Source organism: Phaeobacter porticola, assembly GCF_001888185.1.
GTDB lineage: Bacteria > Pseudomonadota > Alphaproteobacteria > Rhodobacterales > Rhodobacteraceae > Phaeobacter > Phaeobacter porticola.
The window spans coordinates 2,676,732-2,700,278 of sequence record NZ_CP016364.1; the positions used below are offsets into that span (position 1 = coordinate 2,676,732).

A 23,547-nucleotide genomic window follows, 5' to 3' on the forward strand; every position below is an offset into this window, starting at 1 on the left:
GACAGCCCAGTAAACCCTGTTGCAGAGCGGTAGTTTTCAAAACTTGAAGACTGGCGCGCCCAGCTTGCCCTCTCTCAGAATACAGCCCTTCGTGCCCCGGACCGGATGATAACAGCATCGACACGGCATTTTGCGGAATTGCTGCTAGCCAGATGCCAGATAGCTGCGCTACGGTCCTTGAAAAAACTATAAAACAGGGACGGAACACATGAACAATCGCTTAAGGAAGATCACCATCGTCGGTGGCGGCACGGCGGGGTGGATGACGGCGCTGATCCTGGAGACAGAACTCTCCCGTACGTCAGCGCCCAAGGACCGGCCAAAGATCTGCCTGATCGAAAGCCCGAATATCGCCACCGTCGGAGTGGGCGAGGCAACCGTGCCGCGGATGCCCAAAACCCTCCGTCAGGCCGGCATCTCAGAGCGCGCCTTTTTCCGTGAGACCAACGCCTCGTTCAAGCTGGGGGTAAAGTTCTGCAACTGGAACAAGGATGCCGAGGGCAATCGCATCGACTACGTGAATCCCTTTGCCCATGGTCAACTTCTGGACGGGCTGGAGCCTGCCGAATACTTCCTGCGCTTTGGCAATGGGGATCGCGACTACACTCAGTCCATCGCCCCCCATGATGATCTGGGCCGTCTGTGCAAAGGGGCGCGTCCCTTGGGCCAACCGGAATTTGAACAGCGCTTTGGCTATGCCTACCATCTGGACGCGGTGAAATTTGCAGGCATGCTCACCAAGGTTTGTACCAAGCACGGCGTGGAGCATATCCAGGATGAGGTGACATCGGTTGAACTGGATGAGCAGGGCAATGTCAGCCATCTGATGCTGGAGCAGCGCGGTCGCCACGATATAGAGATGGTCATCGACTGCACCGGCTTCCGCGGACTGATCATCAATCAGGCGCTGGGTGAGCCGTTTATGGATTACTCCGACTACCTGCCCAATGACCGCGCTATGGCGTTGCAGATCGAACATCCCGACCCGGAAAAGATCGAAAGCCTCACGCGCTCCACCGCCCTTGGCGCCGGTTGGACCTGGCGGGTGCCGCTTTATAACCGGGTCGGCACCGGCTATGTGTTCTCCTCCGCCCATCGCACCGATGATCAGGCCGCAGATGAATACCTTGAATGGCTTGGGGACAGCGGCAAAGGGGCGACCCCGCGCATCATCCCCATGCGGATCGGGCGGGTGCGCAATGCCTGGGTAAAGAACTGTGTGGCCATCGGTCTGTCCGGCGGGTTTATCGAGCCGCTGGAAAGTACCGCAATCCATATGATTGATCACGCGGTGCGCTGGCTCACCGAACATATGCCGACGCGCGACATCGCCCCATCCCTGCGCACCCGCTACAACCGGCAGATGGACAAACTCTATGACGAGGTTCTGGAGTTCATCTGCCTGCACTACCGGCTGGGCAACCGCACCGACGACCAGTATTGGATCGACGCCCGCACCGAGATGAAGATCCCAGATCGCCTGGCCGAAAACCTTGAACTCTGGCAGCACCGGCTGCCGATGCCCCATGATATTGAGTTCGCGACCCTGTTTGACTACCGCGTCTATCAGACCGTGCTTCTGGGCAAACAAGTCTATGATACGGGCTATGGTTCCGGCATCCGGGACCGCCTGCGCCCTCTGAAGAAACCGATCTGGTTCCAATGGTGGAAGGGTGCAAAAGTGGATCTTACTAGGATTCTCAATACGATGCCGGATCACAAAACGTTGTTGCGCGACATCCGCGGAGAGTTGGGCCAAAAGAGCTTTGGCATGGCGGCAGCAGTAAAACCAACGGTCCCAATGCCCGATGCCCCGCAGGTGCACTGGGCCATCCAGAACATGCCAAGCCACAACGAAATCCAGAGCGGTGAAAAGGATTTGCAACTGTTCTAGCGCGCGTCTGCAACCCTCTCGGCAACGGTCGAAAGAGCTGCATCCACCTCAAACAAGCAAGGGCAGACGCCTGACGCCTGCCCTTGCTAATGCCTGATCAAACAGACGCGGATTACTTTGCGGCCAATCCGCGCCCTTTCAGCAGGGCATCGACACCCGGCAGGCGACCCCGGAACGCGGTATACAACTCAGCCGGATCGCGGGACCCGCCGGTAGAGAGGATATGCGCTTCCAACGCCGCTGCGCGCTCAGGATCAAACGCACCATTTGCCTCTTCAAAGGCCTCAAAGGCATCAGCATCCATCACCTCGGACCACATGTAGCTGTAGTAGCCCGATGAATAGCCGTCACCGGAGAACACATGGGCAAAATGCGGGGTGGCGTGGCGCATGGTGATTGCCTTCGGCATGCCGAGCTGGTCCAGCACTTCGCGCTGTTTCGCCATCGGATCCTTGGGCGCAGGCCCGTCATGAAAGGCCAGATCCACCAGTGCGGAAGCGACATATTCAACTGTCTGGAACCCCATATCAAAGGTCGAGGCCGCCAGCACCCGGTCGCGCATCTCCACCGGCATCGGCTTGCCGGTGTCGGCATGGGTTGCGAATGTGCCCAGAACTTCCGGCACATCCAGCCAGTGCTCGTACAGTTGCGAGGGCAGCTCCACAAAGTCGCGCGCTACGGAGGTACCGGAGATGCTCTCATACGTTACATTCGACAGCATCTGGTGCAGCGCATGGCCAAATTCATGGAACAACGTGCGCGCATCATCATATGACAGCAGTGCCGGATCGCCCTTGGCAAAGTTGCACACGTTGATCACAATCGGGGTCTGGACCTCGGGGAATTTTGCCTGACTGCGCATGGCCGAACACCAGGCACCTGATCGTTTGGAGCCACGCGCAAAGTAGTCACCAATGAAAACCGCCACATGCGCGCCATTCCGGGTCACCTCCCAGGCGCGGCAATCCGCATGGTAAAGCGGCACATCCAGCGGGGTAAACTCCAGCCCGAACAGCCGGGTTGCGCAGTCAAACGACGCCTCGATCATGCGGTCCAGCTGGAAATAGGGCTTCAGCTCCGCCTCATCGAGATCATGCTCTGCCTTGCGCCGTTTCTCCGCGTAGTAGCGCCAGTCCCAGGGTTCCAGATCGCCATTGACGCCATCGGTCTGCATCATCTTGGTCAGCACCCAGGCATCCGCCTCCGCCTGCGCCTTGGCCGGCTCCCACACCTGCATCAGCAGATCGCGCACCGCAGCCGGAGTCTTGGCCATCTCGGTTTCCAATTTGTAGGCTGCGAAATTTTCATAGCCGAGCAGTTTGGCGCGCTCTTCGCGCAGGGCCAGAATTTCGGCAGCGATTTCGCGATTATCACTGTCGCCCTCATTGGCCCCACGTGCAGCCCAGGCCTCGAATGCCGTCTTGCGCAGGTCGCGGCGGGGGGAAAACTGCAAAAACGGTGTGATGAGCGACCGCGAAAGCGTCACAACCGGCCCCTCAAGGCCCTTCTCCTTGCCTGCGGCGTGGGCAGCATCGACCACAAACTGCGGCAGTCCGGTCAGGTCGTCTTCGCCCAGTTCCATGTACCACTCACGCTCATCCGCCAGCAGATTCTGGGTAAAGTTTGTTCCAAGTGTGGCAAGCTGCGATTTGATTGCCTGCATGCGCGCATCCTCATCGCCTTCCAGCGCGGCACCTCCGCGAACAAAGCCGCGATGGGTCAACATCAGAACGCGCTGTTGCTCCTCGCTCAAATCAAGCGTGTCACGCTGATCCCACACAGATTTGACGCGGGCATACAGTGCCTTATTTGCTGTAATGGCAGAGAAATGTGCCGCAAGTTTAGGTGAGAAATCGCGCTGAAGCGCTTCACGCTCGGCATTACTGTCAGCACCGGCGACTGTATAAAATACCGACAACACCTGTTCCAACTCGGGGCATGGAGTTTCCAGCGCTTCGATCACATTGTGAAAAGTCGGTGCCTCCTCCGAGGTGGCCATGGCATCAATCTGCACGTTATGCGCAGCCAAGGCGGCGTCCAAAGCCGGGGCAAAATCACGATCTTTGATCTGATCAAACGGCGCGATTTCAAATTGTGTGTCCCAATGAGACAACAGCGGATTGGTCATGGCAAATCTCCTTTATGAGGAAGCTATGCCCGCCCCTGCCCGCCGTCCAGAGCCACACTCAAGAGAATTTCAACGATTGCGGCCGGGGCCTGCCCGTTAACGCCGTTCCTCGCGGCGGCGCAGGTGTTTTTCCAGCCGTCTCAATGCCAGAGACAGGCCAATGGTCAGGGTCAGATAGATCAACGCCACCACATTGTAGGTCTCGAAATAGCGGAAATTGCCCACCGCCGTCAGCTTGCCCAGCTGCGTGACATCAGCAACGCCCAGTACCGACACCAATGAACTGTCCTTGACCAAAGCAACAAAATCATTGCCCAGTGGCGGCAGGATCGTGCGGATCGCCTGTGGAAAAACCACCAAGCGAAACCGCTGCCACCGGCTGAGTCCCAGCGCCTTGGCCGCCTCGATCTGGCCGGGATCCACTGATTGCAGACCAGCGCGAAACACCTCGGAGATGAAGGCGGAATAAGCAATCATCAGCGCAATAATGGCACGCCACAACAGTGGAAAGTTGCGTGTGCGGATTGGATCAAGCCCGATGTGGTCCCCCAGCCAATTGCGCAGTTCCACCAATGCCGGGGCCAACACAAAGGCCACATACAGCAGCAACACAATGATGGGGATGCCGCGCACCACCTCGATGTAGAACCGCGCGGTCTGGCGGACCACGATCCAGCGCGACCCTGCCGCCATCGCCAGACCAAGCCCCAGTGCCGAGGCCAGAAAAAAGCTGACCAGAGTAACAACCACCGTCAGCTGCACCCCCCGCATCAGCGTGCTGAGGATGTTGAAATAAAGATCATCGGCCACAACCCGCCAGCCAAGATACCCCCCGATCAGCAGCACAGCGGCCAGCCACCAGGGAAAATCCTGTTTGTTGCCGGACCCCGGTCTTGGTCTTGGTGCCTGTTCGCTCATCACTGCCCCTTGATACAGAAATCCCCGGCTGGTGAAGCCGGGGACAGGTCTTGCGTCATCGTCTGGGATCAGCCGCCAAGTTTATACTCAAGGAACCACTTGGTGTTTAGCGCCTCTAGCGTGCCATCTGCCGCCATGGATGCAATGGCCGCATTGATAGGTGCCACCAGTTCGCTGTCCTTTGGGAAGATGAACCCAAAATCCTCGGTCCCCAGCGGCTCACCCACGATTTTCAGCGCTCCATCAGAGGCCTGCACATAGCCGTTGGCGGCGGTGCTGTCAGACAGCGCCAGATCGACATCCCCCGTGCGCAAGGCCTGAATAGCCGCGCCAAAGGTTTCAAACAGCTTGATCCTCGGATTGGCCTCGTCACCATCCAGAATATCGTAAACCGTCACATAAAATGGCGTGGTGCCGGGCTGCGCACCCGCCAGCAGATCAGTATCAGCGGCAAATCCCTTGGCGTCATCAAATCGCGTTTCGTCACCCGCCACGATCATCCGCATCTGCGAGGTCAGATAGCTGTCGGAGAAGTCCACCTTTTCCTTGCGGTCATCGCGGATGGTTATGCCGGTCATGCCCATATCGTACTGACCGTCGCTGACCGCGGGGATCATCGCGTCCCAGCTGGTGGTTTCATAGACGACGGTGATGTTGATCCGCGCGGCGATCTCGGCCATTGCATCATATTCCCAGCCGATTGCATTACCGCTGGACGGTTCGACAAATTGCAGTGGTGGATAGGCGTTCTCCACCGAAACCACGACTTCGCGCGCCTCCAGGTCCGGCAGATCCGCAGCCAGCGCGCCGGTTGCAAATACCGACAGCCCGATGGTCGCCGCCGTTGCCAGTTGAACCGCCTGTTTCTGAGCTTTCTGTGTCATCTTCATTCTCCCCCTTGGTGATTGCGTTGTTCTCATTCCCTGTCGTCAGCTGCCCGCTTACCCTACCTTCTTAGGCTGCGTTACCGCCGCACCGCCTGCGCAGACCGGGCAATCCGGTTGCGCGCGCAGGCTGATCTTGCGGCTGTCTGAATATAACCCGTCGTAGATCAACATCTCGCCGCGCAGAACTGCCCCAGCGCCACTGATTTCCTTGACCGCCTCTAGCGCCATCATAGCGCCAATCACGCCGGGCAATGGACCAACAACGCCTGCCTCGGAACAACTGGGCGCCAGTCCGGGCGCTGGCACCTCGGGAAATATACATTGATAGCAGGGACCATCAACAGCCGGATGAAACAGGGAAATCTGCCCCTCCCATTGCGATAAAGCGCCTGATATCAAAGGCTTGCCCAAGGCCACAGCAATGCGGTTGGCCAGATAGCGGGTGTCGAAATTGTCGCTGCCATCCAGAATTAAGTCATACTCAGCAAAGAGATCCGCAGCGATGTCGTCGGTCAGGCGACGATGATAGGGCCGTACCGTGACATAGGGATTTTGCGCCTCCATAGCCGATTTGGCCGAAAACACCTTGGGCCGCCCGATATCGTCATCCCGGTGAATGACCTGGCGCTGAAGATTGGCATTCTCAACCGCGTCATCGTCAATCACCCCGATGGTGCCAACACCCGCCGCCGCCAGATATTGCAACGCAGGCGCACCAAGCCCGCCGGCGCCGATCACAAGAACCCGCGCCCTGCGCAGTTTTTTCTGCCCCGGTCCACCCAGCTCCCGCAAGACAATATGGCGGGCGTAACGTTCCAGTTCGGTTTCGGAGAATTTATCAGATTTTGCCTTGGCCGCAGGCGTTGCATCTGCCGCTGGCTGGGCACGACGGCGCAGCGACCTGAGGCCCTGCCGATAGACCAGCACCAACACCACAGCACCGGCCAGCATCAGCCAGGGCGCAACAGACCCGCCCGTGGCCTGACGCAGGTTGGCCCCCTCTGGCAGGGTCAGATGGATCGCCAGCAGCGCCAGATAGAGAACGGCCAGCAGCACGCGCCGCAGCCGACGGTCAAAGCCGACAAAACCGCCGCCCCACCAGATCACGGCTGCTAGAAAGACCACCGCAATCATCAGCTTTGCCCCGTCGAGCCGAAGCCACCAGTGCCACGCGCGCTGTCGGACAGCGCATCGACACGCCGGAACCTGGCCTGCACCACCGGGGCCACAACCATCTGGGCAATACGGTCACCATGCGCGATGGTATAGGGCGCATCGCCTGCGTTCATCATAATCACCCCCAAAGGGCCGCGATAATCGCTGTCGATCGTGCCGGGCGCATTGGGCAATGTGATGCCATGTTTCAGCGCCAGGCCCGAGCGGGGGCGGATCTGCACCTCGTAACCCTGTGGGATCTCCAACCGCAGCCCTGTCGCCACCAGCACCCGCGCCCCCGGCTGCAAGGTGAGACTGCCGCGATCTGGCAGGTTGGCGCGCAAATCCGCGCCTGCGGCCTCAGCAGTCTGGTAGGCGGGCAATGGGACATCATGATCGGCGCCATCGTCATATATCACTTGAATATCAACCATCTGCACGTGACCCCTTGGTCCTTGTCATTGTTTTCTCCGATGCCTTTGTCTAGTCAGTCAAGGCTGCCGCAATACGGTCGGCCAATTGGCGGGCCACAGTATCCTTCCCCATGCGGGGCCAGCTCTCTGCGCCTTGATCGGAGATCAGCACAACCGCGTTTTCGCTGCCCCCCATGATACCCGTCGCCGGGGAGACATCATTGGCCACGATCCAGTCACAGCCCTTGCGCAGCCGCTTGGCGGTCGCGTTTTCCACCACATCATTGGTTTCTGCCGCAAACCCCACAACAAGTCTCGGCCGCCCCTCATCCAGATGCGACACGGTTTTGAGGATGTCCGAATTTTCGGCAAATTCCATCTCCGGCAGGCCATCCTTCGATTTCTTCAGCTTGCGATCAGAGGCGCTGGTGACCCGCCAATCGGCCACAGCAGCGGCAAAGACTCCGGCATCCGCAGGCAGGGCGGCGTTCACCGCGTCGGCCATCTCCTGCGCGGTCTCCACTGCCACCACCTCAACCCCGTCGGGCGGCGCGACGCTGGCAGGGCCTGTGATGAAGACCACCTCAGCGCCCAGATCGCGCAGAGCACGGGCCAGCGCTGTGCCCTGCGCCCCGGACGAACGGTTGGCGATGTAGCGCACCGGGTCGATGGGCTCATGTGTCGGACCAGAGGTCACAACGATGCGGCGACCGGACAGCGGACCAACCGTCAGACGCGCCGTGATAGCGGCCACAATCGCCACAGGCTCTGCCAGGCGACCGGGGCCAAACTCGCCACAGGCCATGCCGCCCTCATCGGGGCCGACGCATGTGATGCCATCCTCCAGCAGTATCTCAAGATTGCGCTGGGTCGCGGGGTGCTGCCACATACGCACGTTCATCGCAGGCGCCAGCAAAACTGGCGTATCGGTTGCCAGCAGCAGGGTTGAGGCCAGATCATTGGCGTGACCATTGGCCATCTTGGCCATCAGGTCTGCGGTCGCCGGGGCAACCACCAAGAGATCGGCGCTGCGGGACAGCTGGATATGGCCCATTTCAGCCTCAGCTGTCAGATCAAACAGATCCCGATGCACCGCCTGCCCGGCCAGCGCCGAGACTGACAAAGGGGTCACAAATTCCTCGCCAGCCTTGGTCAGTACCGGCACCACTTCGGCGCCCTGATCCTGTAGACGGCGGATCAGCTCCAGCGATTTATAGGCGGCAATCCCGCCGCCGATGATAAGGAGAATACGTTTGTTCGCCAGCATTTGCCCATCCTTGCCGCAGGTCCCGGAAAACTCTACTGCGCCACGCCGCCAGTGTGAAACGGTTTTCGGCGTCCCGTTGTCTGCCGCCGGAACACGGTTGCTATTGGAACGTCAGACAGGGATCCGGGCGGCTGATGGCAACCGTGTCCAGAACCACATTGAACTCACCCGCGATCTGGCTGTCTTCGGACTGGCCAAGGGCCGCAATACGCAGATCAGGACGCACCTGGCGCAGCGCCACCGGAGCGCCACGATCCAGCCGTGCGTGCCCATTGCCTGTGATGACAACAACAGGACCCTTGGATCTGTCATAATCTGGCTGCTGCAGTGCAATCACAACGGCCCGAGCCAGCGCCGCGTCCCGCAGTCGCTGCAAATTGACCAGCACCGGCAGCATTTCAGGTGGCATGGCGTTGCAATGATTGGCCAGCTGATCCGCCTCCCGCTGGGATTGCTGCGCCTCTGGCAGCGGATCCGTCAGGCCATATTGCGCCGCGTCCGGGCCGAAAAAGGCAGCCACCCCAATCTCCATCGCGCGGCGGGTGTCCGCGCGGGGCACCAAGGCCCCGACGTGCGCGGCCCCGTGGCCCGCCGCAAAAACCGGCTGGTAGAGTGCGAAATCCGGCCAGCCGGACTGCGCCCAGTCCAGCGCCTCCGCCAATGCAGGACCATCCCGCAACAGATCCGGGGTCAGTCCGGCAGCCTGCGCCGGGGTGATCATTTCCCAAACTACGGCAGCCGGCGCTAGCGCGGCGATCAACTCCGCCTGAACCTGATGATGGGCCGGATTGTCATGCGCCTCTCCCAGAAACACCACATCCGCGTCCGTGAGCCGTGGCACCAAGTCTAAAACGGAGGTCGCTGCCGTCGCTGTCTGGGCGGTCTGGCTGACCGGTTGATCTGCGCGGGCGGTACCGATGATTGCGGCGGCAGAGACAAGGCCGACGAGGGCCGTGAGGCGTAGCGCCGCCGCGCAGATGAAAAAGGCGCGTCCGGTATTGGGCGCGCCTTTGCTGATAAAATTACTATGGTTTGTCATAAGAGAAAGTTTTGAACTTCCCGTGAGCATGTTTCAAGCGATTTGCGCATTTTCTGAAACGCCCCGGCCTCAAGCTGGCGCACCCGCTCCTTGGACAAATCCAGCTCATTGCCAAGGCTTTCCAATGTGCGTGGTTTTTCCCGTAGCTTGCGTTCGGTGATGATAAAACGCTCACGCTCGTTCAGGGCCTGCATCGCCTCGACCAGCCAATCCCGCAGTTGCCGAGTGTCGTGGCTTTCCTCGACCAATTCAGCAGCCTGTGCGCTGTCATCTTCCAACGCTTCAATCCACTCCCGCCCCTCGTCTTCGGAAGATTGCACGGCATTCAGCGAGAAATCCGACCCGGCCAATCGCCCATCCATCATCTGCACATCCCGCAGCGGTACCCCGATTTCGGTGGCGATCTGCTGATGCAGCTGATGCTTGTCCAGCCGCGCACCGTCAGATTGTGCCTGGCGCTCCAGCTGCGCCTGCACCCGACGCATATTAAAGAACAAAGATTTCTGAGAGGAGGTCGATCCGGTCCGCACCATCGACCAATTGCGCATCACATAATCCTGAATGGAGGCTTTGATCCACCAAACCGCGTAGGTGGAAAAGCGCACCCCCCGGTCCGGATCGAATTTATCAGCAGCCTTCATCAGGCCCAAACCGGCCTCCTGGATGAGATCATTCATCGGCGCACCATAGCGCCGGAACTTTGACGCCATAGAGATCGCAAGGCGCATATAGGCGTTGATCAACCGGTGCAGCGCCTGCACGTCACGTTCATCCCGCCAGGCATAAGCCAGTTGCAGCTCCGTCTCTGCATCCAGTAATTCCGCCTTCATTGCCCGCTTGGGCAACGGGTTTTCGATCATGGTATCAAGTGCCATTTTTCTTCCCCGTAGATGATTTTAATCTATTTACGCGCTGCATGCGCGTTTGGATCATTCCGCCGTGGCAAAAATCCCAAATTATTGTATTCGGGACTATTGGGGGCCAGCCTGTCTGGTAAGAACGTGCGCCAAAATATGGCTGTGACCGGCTTATCGGGGTGCCATCAGGTCTTTGAAATTGGCGCAACCGCGTGGCGGTTGACGCGCTCTTAACGTGAACACATCTTGTGTTGCGCTGCACCCGTGGCTACCCACATACGCAACCGTCGATAGGATCAGGATAATAAAAGTGCCGTCTAAAGTCACATTCATTCTGGGCGGTGCCGCGTCGGGCAAATCGGCCTATGCCGAGAAACTCTGCGTAAACTCTCGTAAAGACAGAATATATCTGGCCACTTCACAAGTGTTTGATACCGAGATGCGCGCCAAGATTGACCGCCACCTGGTCCAGCGTGGCCCCGGTTGGACCACATATGAGGCCCCGATGGAGCTCGCGTCAGTGCTCGACTCGCTGAACGAGACCCAAATCTGTCTCCTGGACTGCGCAACCATGTGGCTCAGCAATCAGATGCTGGCCGAGGCCGATCTTAACACCGCACAGGACGTGCTGTTGGCGGCGCTGGAGCGTTGCACGGCTGACGTGGTCGTCGTGTCCAACGAGGTTGGTCATGGCATCGTGCCGGACAATGCGCTGGCGCGCCAATTTCGAGAGGCGCAGGGGCGATTGAACATCGCCCTGGCACAGATCGCCCCCACAGTGATCCAGGTGACCGCAGGGCTGCCGCGCGCGCTGAAAGGACAGCTATGACCGCAGATGCAATCACCCGCCTGTTTCTGGTCCGCCACGGTCCGACCCATGCCAAATCAATGGTGGGCTGGTCTGATCTGCCCGCAGATCTGTCCGACACCGCCGCGCTGGACCGGCTGCATGGATATCTGCCCCCTGAGGCGCTGGTGGTGTCATCAGATCTCAGCCGGGCACGTGACACTGCCACAGCCATTGGCCGCGATCGGCAGCGGCTTAAGGACCATCCTGACCTGCGCGAGATCCATTTTGGCGCTTGGGAGTTGCGCAGCTGGAGCGAGATCGACGCCGAAGACCCCGACCGCATCCGCGCCTATTGGGAAACCCCCGGCGATGTGACCCCGCCCGGCGGCGAAAGCTGGAACCAGGTCTGCGCGCGGGTAAATGGCGCCATCAATGGGCTGATCGACACCCATCGCGGGCGCAATCTGATTGTGGTGGGCCATTTTGGCCAGATCCTGACACAGATCCAGCGGGCCGAGCGGCTGACTGCTGAGGAGGCCTTCTCGCACCGGATCGACAATCTGTCGGTCACGGAACTCACCCATCAGGGGACTGATTGGGAACAGGGGTGGGGCTGCGGTAAAATCAATCACATTTCGTGATTTATTACCTCACAAATATTACCTTTGGGAATGACCCGTGACGCGCTAGCCTCGCGTCATGACATATCAACTCTATATCGGTGATCGCAAGTATTCCAGCTGGTCGTTGCGCGGCTGGCTGATGCTGGAAAAATTCAACCTGCCCCATGAGGTCTCCTTGATTGAGATGTTTTCGGGCACCATGAAGGACAGAATGGCGGCGCTGGCGCCTGCGCGGCTGCTGCCCACGCTGCAACTCCCCGATGGGACAGTGATTGGCGAGACCGTCGCCATTGCGGAGACACTGGCAGAGCGCCACCCCGAGGCAGGCATGTGGCCCGAGGATTCGCGCCAGCGCGCTACCGCGCGGTGGTTGATGGCCGAGATGGCGTCAGGCTTTGGCGCCTTGCGCAGTGCTTGCCCAATGCAATTGGCGCATATCTATCAAGGGTTTGAACCATCAAACGCTGTTCTGGCAGATCTGAAGCGGATTGAAACGCTGTTTGCCCACGCACGCGATGTGTCCGGCAGCAAGGATGGCTGGCTCTTTGGCAGCTATTCCATTGCGGATGCGTTCTATGCGCCGGTTGCCGCGCGCATTGTCGGGTTTGACCTGCCGATATCGGACGAGATGCGCGCCTATTGCCATTTGACGCTGTCCGATCCGGTGCTACGCCGCTGGCAGGCGCAGATCGACGAAGTCGCCTATGCAGCGGATCCCTATCCCATCGACCTGCCACACAAGCCTTGGCAACTGGCCTGAGCGAATCCGGTGAATGCCTCGGGCTTTAGGTGAATAAAACGTAAAAACCCGTGGCCGTTAACGACTCCGAAACCACGTTCACCAAGCATCTCTCCCCACCCATAGCGGAAAGGGGAGAGATGATTTCGCGCGCGTATACCGTTGCCTTTCAAGGCATTGAGGCCCGCCCGGTTGAGGTGCAATGCGCTGTCGCACCCGGCTTGCCTGCCTTTTCCATCGTAGGTCTACCGGACAAGGCAGTCAGCGAGGCGCGTGAACGGGTGCGCTCCGCCCTTGCGATCATGTCGATCGCCCTGCCCTCGCGCCGGATCACGGTCAACCTGTCGCCTGCGGATCTGCCCAAGGAGGGTAGCCATTTTGACCTGCCCATTGCGCTGGCGCTGCTGGCAGCGATTGAGATTATTCCGGCAGAAGCAGCATCAGAGACCATTGCCCTTGGCGAACTGTCCCTTGACGGCAGCCTTGTGCCGGTGGTGGGCGCCCTGCCCGCAGCCATGGCCGCTGCCAGCGAGGGGCGGAGGCTGCTCTGCCCCAGAGCCTCGGGCGCCGAGGCCGCCTGGGTCAGTGATGCAACCGTGATTGGCGCCAGCGGGCTGTCAGACGTCGTGCGGCATTTCACGGGGCAAATGGTGATCACGCCTGCCGAACCCGGTGAGGTCATCGACATCCCCGCTACAAAGGACTTGCGCGATGTGAAAGGACAGGAGCGGGCCAAACGCGCGCTTGAGATTGCTGCCGCCGGGCGACACCATCTGTTTATGGTGGGGGCACCGGGATCGGGCAAATCCATGCTGGCTGCGCGACTGCCGTCGATTCTGCCGGTTCTAACGCCAGCCGAGGCGCTGGAAACCTCAATGATCCAGTCCCTGTGCGGATTGATCGACGAAGGGGGCATTTGTCGCAATCGGCCATACCGGGAACCCCATCACACCGCGTCGATGGCAGCCATCGTTGGCGGTGGCAGGCGAGCACAACCCGGCGAGATCAGCCTGGCCCATAACGGGGTCTTGTTTCTGGATGAGTTACCAGAGTTCAGCCGTGCTGTGCTGGAAACCCTGCGCCAACCGCTGGAAACCGGCCATGTGAATGTGGCGCGTGCAAATGCCCATGTCAGCTACCCCAGCCGTTTCATGCTGGTGGCCGCTGCCAACCCCTGCAAATGCGGTGCCTTGAGCGATCCCAGCCGCGCCTGTGCCCGCGCGCCGCAATGTTCGGCGGATTATCTGGGACGCATTTCCGGCCCGTTGATCGACCGGTTTGATCTGCGAGTCGATGTGCCGCCTGTTGGGTTCGCCGATCTGGATCTGCCCAGTGCGGGCGAAACATCTGATCAGATCGCCCTAAGGGTGGCCATCGCCCGCGAGGTTCAGGCCAGCCGCTACCGTGATCATCCGGGGCTGCGCCAGAACGCTGATGCCGAGGGGCAGCTGCTGGAAGATATAGCGCCCCCCGATACCGAGAGCCGCACGCTGTTGTTACAAGCGGCAGAGCGGTTTGGACTGACCGCGCGCGGCTATCACCGAGTATTGCGTGTGGCCCGCACCATTGCGGACCTAGAGGGGGCGGAAGAGGTCCGCCGCCCCCATTTTGCAGAGGCGCTCAGCTTTCGTATTGCCGCCTGAGCGGGTTTTCTCAGCTGATAGCTCAGAGCTTGGATTCGATCGCCTGCCAGATCTTTTCGGCGATATTCACCCCATCAAAGCGCTCCAGCTCCTGAATGCCGGTGGGTGAGGTCACGTTGATCTCGGTCAGGTAGTCGCCGATCACATCGATCCCGACGAAGACCTGGCCCTTTTCACGCAGCAAGGGCCCGATGGCGCCGCAAATCTCGCGATCCCGGTCGCTAAGGCTGATTTTCTCGGGTCGGCCACCGACGTGCATGTTGGAGCGGGTTTCGCCCGCTGCTGGCACGCGGTTGATCGCGCCGACCGGCTCGCCATCGACCAGGATCACCCGTTTGTCACCATTCGACACGTCAGGCAGAAATTTCTGCACGATCAGCGGCTCGCGGCTGAAACCGGTGAACAGCTCATGCAGCGAGGTCAAGTTCCGGTCATTGGCGTCGAGCCTGAACACACCGGCCCCGCCATTGCCATAGAGCGGCTTCAGGATGATGTCGCCGTGTTTCTCCTTGAACGCCTTGATGGTCTCCAGATCGCGGGCGACGGTGGTTGGCGGTGTCAGTTCGGGGAAATCCAGAACTAGCAGTTTTTCCGGGTAGTTGCGGACCCAAAACGGATCATTGACCACCAGCGCCTGGCCCTTCAGGCGGTCCAGCAAATGTGTGGAGGTGATGTAATGCATGTCAAAGGGCGGATCCTGACGCAGCCAGACCACGTCAAAGTCGCTCAGATCCACTTCGCGGCGCGGGCCGAGTTCCGCCGGGCTGCCAGCAACGCGCTGGACTGTCATATCATGGCCGCGCGCGGTAATGCGCCCCTCCTGATAGGCGAGCTGGTCGGGGCTGTAGAAAAACAGCTCATGCCCGCGTGCCTGCGCTTCCTCCGCGAGGCGGAAGCTGCTGTCGGCGTTGATGTCAACGTCGGTGATCGGATCCATTTGAAAGGCGATTTTCATTATGTCAGTCCCTCATGACATGGGCAAAATGACATGGGCAAACCGCCCACGCCGAATACATGGCCCAGCTTGGCGGCGGGTTCAATGGCCGAACTGATCAACCTTGGCCATATGCGTTTTCGATCACCTCAACTTTACCGATCCCATCCACCAAAGCGATATCCAGCCGCGACTCGGTCAATTGCCCAGCCGGTTCACCTGCCAGGAACTGCGCAGCGCTGGCCATCATCCGCTGCATTTGGGCCGCGCTGATCCGGGCCAGAGCCTGATCACGGCTGGCGCTGTGTTTAACTTCGACAAAAACAACCATTGCCCCTTGCCGCAGGATAAGATCGATCTCGGCGCCGCCGCCACGCCAGCGACGGGCGGCGACGCAGTACCCCGCACGTTCGTAATACTGTGCCACCAGATCCTCGGCGGCGAGACCTGCATGATAGGATTTTGAGCCCCGCAACGCGCGGGCAGTGGGTTGCTTGGATTGGTTATCCTGCGACCCAGACACGATCAATCTTCATCCTTGGCAATATCCAGCGCCAGTTGATAGATCTTGCGCCGGGGCAGATTGTGCGCTTCAGCCACCATGGCGGCGGCGTCTTTGACCGAGTTGCCCTTGAGCGCGGCGCGCAGATCGCTGTCCAGATCGCCATCGCTTACGGTGGTGCCGCGGTTGCGATCAACCAATACAACGATCTCTCCCTTCACGGGCGCATGCTCCAGGCCATCCGCCAAAACCGCAAGGCTGTCCCGGCGCACTTCCTCGAATTTCTTGGTCAGCTCCCGGCACAGGGCGGCAGAACGTTCCCCCAGAACATCCGCCATGTCCCGCAGCGATGCTGCGATCCGTTTTGGGGATTCGTAGAACACCAGCGTGCCCGGCACCGCTGCCAGCTCCTCCAGCCGTTTGCGGCGCGCGCCGCTGGCGTTGGGAAGAAAGCCTGCAAAGAAAAACGCATCCGTCGGCAAGCCAGCCAATGTCAGCGCCGCCAAGGCCGCAGAGGCCCCCGGCGCGACGGTAACAAGATGCCCGGCCTCGGCGGCGGCGCGGCTGAGGTCATAGCCTGGATCGGCAATAAGCGGCATTCCTGCCTCAGAGGCGTAGGCGACCGACTGCCCATCTTGCAGCGCATCCAGCAAACGGCCGCGCGCGCCTGCGCCACTGTGATCGTGATAGGCCACAATCTGCCGCCCATTGAGCGGAACACCGTGAATTTCCATCAGCTTACGCAACGACCTCGTGTCCTCGGCGGCGATCAAGTCAGCAGAGGCCAGCACGTCAAGCGCCCGCAGAGTAATGTCTCGGGCTGTGCCGATGGGTGTTGCGACAAAGTAGAGGCCGCTTGGCAAATGGACGATCTTGTGATTCACGCTGGACCCGCCTTGTTGGTCGTTTATGATCCCTGAGGTACCAACACGGCGTACGCCGCCGGACAAGGGAGTTTCAAGTCCAATATGTTTGCTGTTTTTCAACACGCCCGCAAGGCGGCAATGACCGCTGCTACCGTGGTTTCGACGCTGGCATTGGCCGCCTGTGACACCTTGCCGACCAGCAGCGGCCCATCGATCAACACATCAAAGCCGGTGCCGGTTGCCCTTTTGGTCCCGCGCGGGTCGGCCCAGCATGGCGATGCCGTGCTGGCCAAGAGCCTTGAGAACGCCGCCCGGATGGCCATCGCCGACCTGAACGGGGTCAAAATCGATTTGCGTGTCTATGACACTGCCGGTAGCCCGCAACAGGCCGCAACCGCCGCGACAACGGCGATCAATGATGGCGCGCGCATTATCCTTGGGCCGGTCTATGCCGAAGCCGCCAACGCCGCAGGTCTGGCCGCCGCAAAGCGCAATGTGAACGTCATGGCGTTTTCCAACAACACCGCGATTGCCGGCGGGAACGTGTTCATCCTAGGCCCGACCTTTGACAATACCGCGCGCCGACTGACCCAATATGCCGCGCGCCAAGGCAAGGATGACATCCTAGTGGTCAGCGGCAGCGACCCTGCCGGTCAGGCGGGCCGTGTCGCCATTGAACGCGCCGCCGGTCAGAGCGGTGCCCGCATCAGCGGGGCTGTCAGCTACGAGTTGTCGCAGCAAGGTGTGATCAATGCGATTCCAACCATTCGCTCTGCTGTGGCCAGCAATGGTGTCGATGCCGTGTTCATGACAGCAACCACCGCCGGTGCGCTGCCCTTGCTGACACAGCTGATGCCAGAGGCCGGTGTGAACCCCGAAACAACTCAATACATCGGTCTGACGCGCTGGGATATCCCCGCACAAACACTGTCACTGCCGGGTGTACAGGGCGGCTGGTTTGCGCTGCCCGACACCAATCGCTCGCAGCAATTCCGCAGCCGCTATCAGGCCAGCTATGGGGCCGCGCCGCACCCCATCGGTGGGCTTGCCTATGACGGGATCGCCGCGATTGGCGCATTGGTCAGTGCAGGGAAATCCGACGCGCTGACCGGCGCGGCATTGACCCGTGGCAACGGCTTCCAAGGCACCGGCGGTATTTTCCGCCTGCGCCCTGATGGCACCAATGAACGCGGCCTCGCGGTTGCGACAATCCAAGAACAGAAGGTTGTGGTTATTGACCCAGCTCCCAGTAGCTTCGCCGGTGCCGGATTCTGATCCGGCACTACCGGACACCGTTCATCTACCACCATTGCTGGGGCCGCTGATCTGCGACCCCGGCAAAATTTTTGATGCCACTGCGGTGCGGGCCGAAATCACGGCCCTGTCGCAAACCTGCCAGGCCGGAGAGCTTCGCTCTGGCGTCGTCAAAATCCTGCGTGCGGCCAACAAAGCCGGGCGTGCAACCATCGCCGAGGCCTTTGCCGAGGAGCCTTTTGCGGCGCGCGCGCTGACCCGTTCTTATGTCTATTTAACCGATGGTCTGGTCACAGCCGCGCATTACACCGCCACAAGCCTGTTGCACCCGCTGTCAAACCCGACCCAGGGCGAACGGATCGCATTGATCGCGGTCGGTGGCTATGGCCGGGGCGAAATGGCTCCGCATTCCGACGTGGATCTGTTGTTCCTGACGCCCTACAAGATCACCGCCTGGGCCGAGAGCGCGATTGAATCGATGCTCTATATTCTGTGGGATCTACGTCTGAAAGTCGGTCATTCCAGCCGCACCATCCGCGATTGCATCCGCTTGGGCGGCGAAGATTTTACCATCCGCACCGCCATGCTGGAACAACGTTTTTTGGTCGGCGACGCCGGGCTGGCCGCTGATCTGGATCGCCGCCTGAATGCGGAGCTGTTCAGCAAAGACGCCCGCGATTTTGTTGAGGCAAAACTGGCCGAACGCGACGCACGACACCTGAAACAGGGCGAGCGTTATGTCGTGGAGCCGAACGTCAAAGAGGGCAAGGGCGGCCTGCGCGATCTGCAATCGCTTTATTGGATCGCCAAATATCTCTACCAGGTGCAAGACGTCGCCGAACTGGTGCCTATGGGGCTGTTCAGCCCGGAAGAGTTGGATTCCTTTGCCAAGGCAGAGAACTTCCTTTGGGCCGTACGGGCGCATCTGCATCTGCTGACCAACCGCGCCACCGAACAGCTGAACTTTGACCTGCAGGTCGAGGTGGCAGATCGTATGGGCTACGAGGACCGCGCCGGGCGCCGGGCGGTTGAAGTTTTCATGCAGGAGTATTTCCGTCATGCCACCAAAGTGGGCGATGTGACGCGGATTTTCCTGACCAAGCTGGAGGCCACGCACCAGAAAAGCGAACCTCTGCTGGAGCGGATCTTTCGCCGTCGCCCACGGGTGAAACCCGGCTACGCCGTGATCCACAATCGACTGGATGTCGCCGATCCCGAAGCCTTCTGCGCGGATAAGCTGAACCTGTTGCGGATCTTTGAGGAAGCGCTGCGGACGGGGATGCTGATCCATCCCGATGCCATGCGGCTGGTGACGGCCAGCCTGCATCTGGTGGATGATGAGATGCGCAACGACAAAGAAGCACGGCGCATTTTCCTTGATCTGCTGCTGAAACATGGCAACCCCGAACGCGCCTTGCGACGGATGAACGAACTGGGGGTGCTCAGCGCCTTTGTGCCAGAGTTCGAGCCGATCGTGGCGATGATGCAGTTCAACATGTATCACTCTTACACGGTGGATGAGCACACCATTCAGGTGATCTCCAACTATGCTGCCATCGAACGTGGCGAGCTGGAGGATGAGCTGCCATTGTCATCCACTGTGATCCGCAAAGGAGTCAATCGCAAGGTTCTGATGGTGGCGATGCTGCTGCATGACATCGGCAAGGGGCGCGAGCAGGATCATTCGATCCTTGGCGCCCAGATTGTTCGCCGTGTGGCGCCCCGGCTGGGCCTGAACAAGAGCGAATGCGAGACTGTCGAATGGCTGGTGCGCTATCACTTGTTGATGTCGGATATGGCACAGAAACGCGACATTGCCGACCCGCGCACAGTGCGCGGTTTCGCCAAGGCGGTGAAGACGATCAAGCGCCTGGACCTGCTGTTGCTGCTGACGGTCTGCGACATTCGCGGTGTTGGCCCGGATACCTGGAACAACTGGAAGGCGGCGCTGCTGCGCGCGCTTTATAACCAGACCCGCGAGGCGTTAGAAAACGGCATGGAGGCGCTGAACCGCGCCCACCGTGGCACCGAGGCCAAGAAGGCCCTGCGCGCCGCCCTGCCTGATTGGTCCAAGGCCGACCTGAAGGTGGAAACCGGACGACATTACGATCCTTATTGGCAGGGTCTTCATGTCACCGCGCATATAGATTTTGCCGAGATGTTGCGCGAGCTGACGGACCGTGACGACCCCGGTAAGGTGATCATTCGCCTGCACCCGGATGAGGACCGCGACGCCACACGCGCCTGTTTTTCCATGGCGGATCACCCCGGCATCTTTGCCCGCATTGCCGGCGCGCTGGCCTTGGTGGGCGCGAATGTTGTTGATGCGCGGTCATATACGACCAAGGACGGGTACGTCACGGATGCCTTCTGGATTCAGGATTCCGAAGGTCACCCCTATGAGGCCGAGCGCCTGCCCCGCCTGCGCGAGATGATCCACAAGACCCTTAAGGGTGAGGTGATCACCGGCGATGCGCTGAAATCGCGCGACAAGATCAAGAAGCGCGAGCGCGCCTTTAATGTGCCAACACATATCACGTTTGATAACGACGGCTCGGAAATCTACACAATCATCGAAGTGGATACGCGCGATCGGCCGGGCCTGCTGTATGATCTGGCGCGCACGCTAGCGGGGGCCAATATCTATATCGCCAATGCGGTCATCGCCACCTATGGCGAGCAGGTGGTCGATGCGTTCTATGTGAAGGATATGTTCGGGTTGAAATACTATTCCGAGGCCAAGCAGAAATCACTGGAGGCCAAGCTGCGCAGTGCCATCGCAGAAGGGGCAAAGCGGGCCGGAACATGAAGCCGATCAAACTGCTGTCAGGCTTTCTCACCGTCGGTTTCTGGACGCTGGCGAGCCGCATTCTGGGGTTTCTGCGCGAAATCCTGATCACCGCCTATATTGGCCCCGGTCCGCTGATGGATGCCTTTGTGGCGGCGTTCCGGCTGCCCAACATGTTCCGCCGTTTCTTTGCCGAGGGGGCGTTCAACGCAGCCTTTGTGCCGATGTTTGCCAAGCGGCTGGAGAGCGGCGAGGATCCGCAGGGCTTTGCACAGGAAGCGTTCAACCTGCTGGCCATCACGGTTCTGCTGCTGGTCGGGCTTGGCATGGTGTTCATGCCCGCACTGGTCTGGGCCACGGCGGGCGGTTTTGTGGGCGATGCGCGGTTTGATCTGGCGGTGGGCTACGGGCAGATCGTCTTTCCCTATATTCTATGCATGTCGCTGGCGGCGCTGTTTTCCGGTGTGCTGAATGCCACCGGGCGGTTTGCGGCGGCGGCGGCGGCGCCTGTCTTGCTCAACATCTTTGCCTGCGCCGCCATGGTGGCAGGCGCTGTTTTGGGCGGCGAGGTCATAAGTTGGCTGGTCTGGACCATCCCGGTGGCCGGTGTCGCGCAGTTGGCGCTGGTGTGGATCGCCGCCAGCCGGACCGGTATACGCCTGCGCCCCGGCCTGCCCCGTTGGACGCCGCAGATGAAAAACCTCGTCCGTGTGGCGCTGCCGGCGGCACTGGCTATGGGGGTCACGCAGATCAATCTGGTGGTCGGGCAGCAGGTGGCCTCTGACATTGAAAACGCGGTGAGCTGGTTGTTTGTGGCGGATCGCCTGTATCAGCTGCCGCTGGGGGTCGTTGGCATTGCAATCGGCATCGTGCTGTTGCCGGATCTGTCGCGCCGCCTGCGGGCGGGAGATGACGCGGGCGCACGCGATGCGTTCTCCCGTGCCGGCGAATTCTCACTGCTGCTCACGCTGCCCTCAACTGCGGCTTTTCTTGCCGTTCCGTTGGTTCTTGTGTCAGTCCTATATGAACGCGGCGCGACTGGTGCCGATGACGTGGCCGCCATTGCCTTGGCAGTTGCCATCTATGGCGCTGGCCTGCCCGCATTTGTGCTGCAAAAGGTGCTGCAGCCGCTGTTCTTTGCCCGCGAGGATACGCGCTCACCGTTTCGCTACGCAGTGGTGGCGATGGTGATCAATGCGGTGCTGGCTTTTGGCCTGAAACCCTATCTGGGCTGGATCGCCCCTGCCATCGCAGCGACTGTGGCGGGCTGGACCATGGTCGCCTGCCTGTGGCTGGGCGCACGCCGCATGGGAGAGGTCGCGCGGTTCGACCAGCGGTTCTACGACCGGAGCCTGCGCATTCTCACCGCCTCCGCCATCATGGGCGCTGTGCTCTTTGGTGTGGTGCAGCAGTTTGGCTGGCTGTTCTACCTGCCCAGCTGGCGCTATCTGGCGCTGTTAGGGCTGATCGTGCTGGGCGCGGTGGTCTATTTCGGCGTCGGCCAGATCATCGGCGCGGTGCGCCTGGCGGATCTGAGACGTTCTGTACGTCGGGGCGGTGCTGGCATGGGGTGAGGGGTTGGGGGAGTGGCCATGGCTGAACGTGGTGCCAATGTGGACGTCCATGCCGTGAGCCGATCTAACTAACGAAGCCAAACGCCTGTAGTTAGGCACTGCATTTCCGTATCTAGTCTCAAACGAGTGGTACCTCAGTAGGGTTCAAAATCGACTTTTGAAGGGACGGATTTTCACAGCTATTCGAACTCCAAGACTATTGAGTCAGAAACGTGATGATACGAAGGTTCTGCTGTCGAATTTGACCAACACAACTCCGTCGAATGACCAAGGCAACCTTGCCGTGACCAACTCTGATCGAGTTCCATCCTCGCAAACCCAGAGCTATGAAACGACAGAGAATTCGCACTTGGTTGCAGAACTTTGGGGCGCGACATACGTTATTATTCCCCTTTGAAGCGAGAAAGTCGCACCATCCGTTGATGTCATTTGAGGTATTGCCGAGCACCCGGTCAGACAAACGGCTGACGTTATCATCCGAACCATTCTAGACTTGAACATGACGCTGTGACCTCGGCAGTTATCAGTGGAATATCTTTTTGACTGTTCACCTCCCCCTCACTCCCGGCGTATGCGGTTGCGGATGCGGGCCCAGCCGCCGGGGGCGAGGAAGAAGGACAGGCCAAAGCCGGTGGCAAAACCGCAAAGGTCAGCGACCCAGTCAAGGGTGCCGCCGAACAGCAGGCCAAACAGCAGCTGGATCCCCATCAGAAAAGCAATCAGCGTGAAGGCACGGCTTTGCTGGGCGCCGACCAGCGATAATTGCCGCCACAGGATATAGGTAAAGGCCCCGATCAGCCCATAGACCGCAGGAAAGCCACCGATCAGTGGCACCGATGACTGGGTCAGCAGCGCATAGCCCACAGCACCGCCAACGCCGGAGACCAGAAACACCAGCACCATGGCCAGATCACCAAAGATTTCGGCCACCATCTTGCCCATGGCGAGGACGAAAACACAGACAAACAGCGTCTGGGTGAAGGCGATATGCACAAAGGGATAGGAGACAAAGCGGATCAGATGCTCTGGCGGCCATTGCCCGGTCTCCCACATCCACCAAAAGATATCGGAAGAGAACGAATAGGTCTGGATCGCCTCCAGCCGCCAGCCCACCGCCTCAGGCCCGCCAAAGATCCCGCGCGCGCCAAGCGAAAACCCGGCTTCAATCCCCATGATGATCAGTACAAGCGCCACCACAACCGGCGGCAGCGGGTTCACCGGAGATGGTTCTTTTTGGTAGTCCATTGTGATCTTGCTCCTGCTTGCCTGCTCTGCC

The 23,547-nt window shown here is 60.1% G+C and carries 20 protein-coding genes; 8 read left to right on the plus strand and 12 right to left on the minus strand.

Going from position 1 to position 23,547, the window contains the following annotated elements; genetic code table 11:
- The first annotated feature begins 208 nt into the window (after window positions 1–208).
- The gene (locus PhaeoP97_RS12825; protein ID WP_072505391.1) at window positions 209–1,894 is read left to right on the plus strand and encodes a tryptophan halogenase family protein; all 1,686 of its coding nucleotides are present in this window, start codon (window positions 209–211) and stop codon (window positions 1,892–1,894) included.
- A 112-nt stretch (window positions 1,895–2,006) separates the two neighbouring features.
- Here PhaeoP97_RS12825 and PhaeoP97_RS12830 read toward each other — a convergent pair whose 3' ends face one another.
- The 8 genes from PhaeoP97_RS12830 to PhaeoP97_RS12865 all read right to left on the minus strand — a co-directional run bounded on the left by PhaeoP97_RS12830 (window position 2,007) and on the right by PhaeoP97_RS12865 (window position 10,576).
- Window positions 2,007–4,022, minus strand: a complete 2,016-nt coding sequence (locus tag PhaeoP97_RS12830) for a M3 family metallopeptidase (RefSeq protein WP_072505392.1) — start codon at window positions 4,020–4,022, stop codon at window positions 2,007–2,009.
- A gap of 96 nt (window positions 4,023–4,118) precedes the next feature.
- Window positions 4,119–4,940, minus strand: a complete 822-nt coding sequence (locus PhaeoP97_RS12835; RefSeq protein WP_072505393.1) for an amino acid ABC transporter permease — start codon at window positions 4,938–4,940, stop codon at window positions 4,119–4,121.
- Between the two features lie 68 nt (window positions 4,941–5,008).
- On the minus strand, window positions 5,009–5,824 hold the full coding sequence (locus PhaeoP97_RS12840) for a transporter substrate-binding domain-containing protein (protein WP_072506466.1): 816 nt from the start codon (window positions 5,822–5,824) through the stop codon (window positions 5,009–5,011).
- A gap of 57 nt (window positions 5,825–5,881) precedes the next feature.
- On the minus strand, window positions 5,882–6,961 hold the full coding sequence (locus tag PhaeoP97_RS12845; protein ID WP_072505394.1) for a HesA/MoeB/ThiF family protein: 1,080 nt from the start codon (window positions 6,959–6,961) through the stop codon (window positions 5,882–5,884).
- Entirely contained in the window at window positions 6,961–7,416 is a 456-nt protein-coding gene (gene dut, locus PhaeoP97_RS12850) for a dUTP diphosphatase (protein WP_072505395.1), read from the minus strand. Before dut ends, PhaeoP97_RS12845 begins: the two co-directional genes overlap by 1 nt.
- A gap of 49 nt (window positions 7,417–7,465) precedes the next feature.
- Window positions 7,466–8,662 carry a bifunctional phosphopantothenoylcysteine decarboxylase/phosphopantothenate--cysteine ligase CoaBC gene (gene coaBC, locus PhaeoP97_RS12855; RefSeq protein ID WP_072505396.1) on the minus strand — a complete coding sequence of 399 codons (1,197 nt, stop codon included), beginning with the start codon at window positions 8,660–8,662 and terminating at the stop codon, window positions 7,466–7,468.
- Window positions 8,663–8,762: 100 nt separating this feature from the next.
- A complete protein-coding gene (locus PhaeoP97_RS12860; protein WP_072505397.1) occupies window positions 8,763–9,701 on the minus strand; it encodes a ChaN family lipoprotein in 939 nt (312 codons plus the stop codon).
- Window positions 9,698–10,576 (minus strand): RNA polymerase factor sigma-32, encoded by an 879-nt coding sequence (locus PhaeoP97_RS12865; RefSeq protein WP_014880877.1) that lies wholly within the window; start codon window positions 10,574–10,576, stop codon window positions 9,698–9,700. Before PhaeoP97_RS12865 ends, PhaeoP97_RS12860 begins: the two co-directional genes overlap by 4 nt.
- Window positions 10,577–10,868: 292 nt before the next feature.
- Between PhaeoP97_RS12865 and cobU the strand changes: the two genes are divergently transcribed.
- The 4 genes from cobU to PhaeoP97_RS12885 all read left to right on the plus strand — a co-directional run bounded on the left by cobU (window position 10,869) and on the right by PhaeoP97_RS12885 (window position 14,353).
- Window positions 10,869–11,387, plus strand: coding sequence for a bifunctional adenosylcobinamide kinase/adenosylcobinamide-phosphate guanylyltransferase (gene cobU / locus PhaeoP97_RS12870; protein WP_072505398.1), 519 nt, complete (start codon window positions 10,869–10,871; stop codon window positions 11,385–11,387).
- A complete protein-coding gene (locus PhaeoP97_RS12875; protein WP_072505399.1) occupies window positions 11,384–11,989 on the plus strand; it encodes a histidine phosphatase family protein in 606 nt (201 codons plus the stop codon). Before cobU ends, PhaeoP97_RS12875 begins: the two co-directional genes overlap by 4 nt.
- Before the next feature lie 58 nt (window positions 11,990–12,047).
- Complete coding sequence (locus PhaeoP97_RS12880; RefSeq protein ID WP_072505400.1) at window positions 12,048–12,731, plus strand: glutathione S-transferase; 684 nt, start codon at window positions 12,048–12,050, stop codon at window positions 12,729–12,731.
- Between the two features lie 119 nt (window positions 12,732–12,850).
- On the plus strand, window positions 12,851–14,353 hold the full coding sequence (locus tag PhaeoP97_RS12885; protein ID WP_072505401.1) for a YifB family Mg chelatase-like AAA ATPase: 1,503 nt from the start codon (window positions 12,851–12,853) through the stop codon (window positions 14,351–14,353).
- Between the two features lie 22 nt (window positions 14,354–14,375).
- On the opposite strand, the gene gshB is transcribed toward PhaeoP97_RS12885, so the two are convergent.
- From gshB to rsmI, 3 genes are all read right to left on the minus strand, one after another.
- Window positions 14,376–15,308 (minus strand): glutathione synthase, encoded by a 933-nt coding sequence (gshB, locus tag PhaeoP97_RS12890; protein ID WP_072505402.1) that lies wholly within the window; start codon window positions 15,306–15,308, stop codon window positions 14,376–14,378.
- Window positions 15,309–15,405: 97 nt separating this feature from the next.
- The gene (locus PhaeoP97_RS12895) at window positions 15,406–15,762 is read right to left on the minus strand and encodes a YraN family protein (protein ID WP_072506467.1); all 357 of its coding nucleotides are present in this window, start codon (window positions 15,760–15,762) and stop codon (window positions 15,406–15,408) included.
- Window positions 15,763–15,812: 50 nt separating this feature from the next.
- Complete coding sequence (gene rsmI, locus PhaeoP97_RS12900; RefSeq protein ID WP_072506468.1) at window positions 15,813–16,673, minus strand: 16S rRNA (cytidine(1402)-2'-O)-methyltransferase; 861 nt, start codon at window positions 16,671–16,673, stop codon at window positions 15,813–15,815.
- Between the two features lie 84 nt (window positions 16,674–16,757).
- Between rsmI and PhaeoP97_RS12905 the strand changes: the two genes are divergently transcribed.
- From PhaeoP97_RS12905 to murJ, 3 genes are read left to right on the plus strand one after another with little or no spacing between them, the layout of a single operon-like run.
- Window positions 16,758–17,930, plus strand: coding sequence for a penicillin-binding protein activator (locus PhaeoP97_RS12905; RefSeq protein WP_072505403.1), 1,173 nt, complete (start codon window positions 16,758–16,760; stop codon window positions 17,928–17,930).
- Window positions 17,890–20,718 carry a [protein-PII] uridylyltransferase gene (locus PhaeoP97_RS12910; protein ID WP_192849660.1) on the plus strand — a complete coding sequence of 943 codons (2,829 nt, stop codon included), beginning with the start codon at window positions 17,890–17,892 and terminating at the stop codon, window positions 20,716–20,718. The genes PhaeoP97_RS12905 and PhaeoP97_RS12910 overlap by 41 nt, the downstream gene beginning before the upstream one ends.
- Complete coding sequence (gene murJ, locus PhaeoP97_RS12915) at window positions 20,715–22,271, plus strand: murein biosynthesis integral membrane protein MurJ (protein WP_072505405.1); 1,557 nt, start codon at window positions 20,715–20,717, stop codon at window positions 22,269–22,271. The genes PhaeoP97_RS12910 and murJ overlap by 4 nt, the downstream gene beginning before the upstream one ends.
- A gap of 558 nt (window positions 22,272–22,829) precedes the next feature.
- Here murJ and PhaeoP97_RS12920 read toward each other — a convergent pair.
- Window positions 22,830–23,516 carry a rhomboid family intramembrane serine protease gene (locus tag PhaeoP97_RS12920; protein WP_072505406.1) on the minus strand — a complete coding sequence of 229 codons (687 nt, stop codon included), beginning with the start codon at window positions 23,514–23,516 and terminating at the stop codon, window positions 22,830–22,832.
- Window positions 23,517–23,547 lie beyond the last annotated feature (31 nt).